General features: G+C 71.1%; 4 protein-coding genes. 2 read left to right on the top strand and 2 right to left on the bottom strand.

All coding sequences use genetic code 11. From position 1 onward, the window contains the following. Positions 1-113: 113 nt before the first annotated feature. The gene (gene rpsD / locus CA984_RS43350) at positions 114-728 is read right to left on the bottom strand and encodes a 30S ribosomal protein S4 (RefSeq protein WP_086579084.1); all 615 of its coding nucleotides are present in this window, start codon (positions 726-728) and stop codon (positions 114-116) included. Positions 729-815: 87 nt separating this feature from the next. On the opposite strand from rpsD, the gene CA984_RS43345 reads away from it, so the two are divergent. After that, positions 816-1544 (top strand): DUF2470 domain-containing protein, encoded by a 729-nt coding sequence (locus tag CA984_RS43345; RefSeq protein ID WP_086579083.1) that lies wholly within the window; start codon positions 816-818, stop codon positions 1542-1544. Positions 1545-1787: 243 nt separating this feature from the next. Here CA984_RS43345 and CA984_RS43340 read toward each other — a convergent pair whose 3' ends face one another. Beyond that, the gene (locus CA984_RS43340; protein WP_086579082.1) at positions 1788-2366 is read right to left on the bottom strand and encodes a ClpP family protease; all 579 of its coding nucleotides are present in this window, start codon (positions 2364-2366) and stop codon (positions 1788-1790) included. 218 nt (positions 2367-2584) lie between these two features. Between CA984_RS43340 and CA984_RS43335 the strand changes: the two genes are divergently transcribed. After that, a partial coding sequence (locus CA984_RS43335; protein ID WP_165781643.1) for an MFS transporter occupies positions 2585-3092 on the top strand: 508 nt, incomplete at its 3' end.

The following is a 3092-nucleotide window of genomic DNA, read 5'->3' as shown; positions in this document are numbered from 1 at the left end:
GGGCGGGGTCGGGCGACAGGAGCCCGGCCGCGCCGGCGCCCCGGCGGCGCGGATCGGCACGCGGGCGGACCGGCGGCCGGTGACCGGGTGACCCGGCCACTCGGCGGCATGGGTCAGCGGGAGTAGAACTCCACCACGAGCTGCTCGTCCACGGGGACCACGATCTGCTCGCGCACCGGGCGGCCGACCACCGTGAAGCGGAGGTCGGCGTGGTCGACGTTCAGGTACGGGGCGATCCGGTCGTCGGCGTAGGTGCCCTCGGCGGCGGCGACGAACGGCTGCATCGCCCGGGACCTCTGCCGCACCGCGACCACCTGACCCGGCTTGACCAGGTAGCTGGGGATGTCCACCTTGCGGCCGTCCACGGTGATGTGGCCGTGGGTGACGTACTGGCGGGCCGCGTAGATGGACGGGGCCAGGCCGGCACGGAGGACGAGCGAGGCGAGACGGCTCTCCAGCAGCACCACCAGCTCCGCACCGGAACGGCCGGTGCCGCGCAGTGCCATGTCCCAGTAGCGGCGCATCTGCCGCTCGGAGACGTCGTAGTACCAGCGCAGCTTCTGCTTCTCCATCAGCCGCAACCCGTAGTCGCCGGTCTGCCGCCGGTTGGTCTTGCGTCCGTGCTCACCCGGCGGGTACGGGCGCTCCTCGAAGTAGCGGACCGCCTTGCGGGTCAGCGGGACGCCGGCCCGACGGGACAGGCGCACCTTGGGTCCGGTGTAGCGCACGATCACTCCTTTATGGTTAGGTTTGCCTTATTGAGGTAAGCCTAACCTTAGTCAAAAGAGTCCCCCGATCTCAAGGAGAGCCGGTCCATGCAGCAGCCCGTCACCGCTCCGCCGGTCCCTGAGCGCGTCCGCACGCTGGCCGCCACCGCCGCCCCCACCCACGTGTCCCTCGCCGGCACGGCCCTGCCCGCCATACCCGCCAGGGGTGGCGTGGACGGCGCGGGGCGCCCGGTGCTGCTGGTGCTGCCGGGAGACCCGCTCTATGGGATGCGCGAGGAGCCGGTGGTGACCGTCGACCTGGCCGCGACCCGCTCCCTGGGCGGGCTTGAGCTCTCGCGCGGCCTGCTCAAGGTGCAGGGCTGGGTGCAGGCCGTACCGGCCGCCGAGGCGTGGGAGAGCGCGGTGGCGATCGCCGAGCGCTGCCCGGACGAGGCCCTGTTCGACGCGCTGGAGCGTACCGACGGCCCCCGGCTGCTCCGCGTCGACGTCGGTCAGGTGATCTATCTCACCGGCCCCGAATCAGGCGTCCTGGACGCCGAGGAGTATCTCGACGCCGACCCCGACCCGCTGATGAGCGAGGCCGAGCGCATGCTCCACCACGTCAACGCCACCCACCGGGGGCAGTTGGAGACCGCGCTGCGCTCGATGCTCGCCGCCCCGGTCTCCGAGGCGTGGCTCTGGGAGCTCGACCGCTTCGGCGCGACCATCCGCTCCGGCGTCGACAACCCCACTCTGGTCCGTCTGCCCTGGCCCGCCCCCATCACCGACGCCGGCTCCCTTGAGCGGGCTCTACGCTGCCTGCTCTGCCACCACTGACGGCGGCCTCCGCGCGCACGCCCGGCCGGGCGAGGTGACAGGGCCGGACGAGGCAACGGAGTCGGGCGAGTCAGCGGAGTCAGGCGAGGCAACGGGCCGCTCCCGGAGGAGGCGGCCCGCCAGGTTCTCGCCGGGGCCCGCCACCGGCCGTACGGCGAGCCCGCAAATCGCCGTCAGGAAAAACTCGGCGCCATTCCAGGACACGCCTGAATTGAGCGAGAAGATTTCCTTGACAGCAAATGACTAATTTGCCGAAGGGACCTCACTGGTCTTCCGGATAACCTCGTCGACCAATCCGTAGTCCTTGGCCTCGCCGGCGGTGAACCAGCGGTCCCGGTCCCAGTCCTCCTCGATCTGCGCCAGCGGCTGGCCGGTGTGGAAGGCGATCCGCTCGCTCATCATCTGCTTGGTGTAGAGCATCTGCTCGGCCTGGATGACGATGTCGCTGGCCGTGCCGCCGACGCCGCCGGACGGCTGGTGCATCATGATCCTGGCGTGCGGCAGCGCGTACCGCTTGCCCGGCGCGCCCGCGCAGAGCAGGAACTGCCCCATCGAACCCGCCAGGCCCATACCGACGGTGGCGACGTCGTTCGGGATGTACTGCATCACGTCGTAGATCGCCATTCCGGCCGACACCGAGCCGCCGGGCGAGTTGATATAGAGCCAGATGTCACTCCTGTCGTCCCCGGCGGACAGCAGCAGCAACTCCCCGCAGATCCGGTTGGCCACCTCGTCGTTCACCTCGGTGCCGAGCACGACGATCCTCTTGCGCAGCAACCGCTGGTACAGCGGGTCCTCGAACACGGGCTGTGGACCGGTCATCGCTTTCACCTACCCCGAATCCAGAATTCACGAATGGAGAATCCCTGCGACCATAACGCGGTGCCACGCCGCGGTTTCGGTCCGTTCGCTTTCAGCGCTTTCCGCTGACAGCGCAAAGCGCGGGAATTCAATCATTCTTCCGCGACACGGCCCGATCAGGGGTGGGATCTGGGGTGGGGGGCGACCGGGCCGTGTGTGATGATGGCCGCACCATGCCCGTGACCGCGCCCTTCCGCCTGGCCCGCACCTCGGCCTTCGCCGTGGTGTCCCTCGGGCTGGGCATGATCTCGCACGTGCTCGGCGGGGGCGCGATGCCGGCGTGGAGCGCGGCGGGCGGGCTCGCGCTGGCGTTCGCGGCGGCACTCCCGCTGACCGGGCGCGAGCGCGGCGCGGGGGTGATCCTGCCCCTCCTCGGGAGCACGCAGGCGGCACTGCACCTGCTGTTCTCCGTGACGGCCCCGGCGATCTCCCACGAGGCCCTCGCCCATCCGCACTCGGGCCTGCTGCCGGGCCTCGCCATGCTGGTCATGCACGGCTGGGCGGTGGGGCTGACCTCGCTGTGGCTCGCCCGTGGCGAAGCCCTGCTCTGGGCGCTGCTGCGACGGCTCGGCGCCCGGCTCGGCCCGGTCCTCACCGGCGCCCCCTCCCCCGTGCCGGCGCCGCCCTCGGCGATCGCGCACCCGGACGGGCCTGCCGCGCTCCGCCCCTCCCTGCTCCGTCATGTGG

The sequence above is a fragment of the Streptosporangium minutum genome, assembly GCF_002149035.1.
Lineage (GTDB): Bacteria > Actinomycetota > Actinomycetes > Streptosporangiales > Streptosporangiaceae > Streptosporangium > Streptosporangium minutum.
Note: the sequence above shows the minus strand (reverse complement) of the source record. Positions and strands in the feature narration are given on the sequence as shown.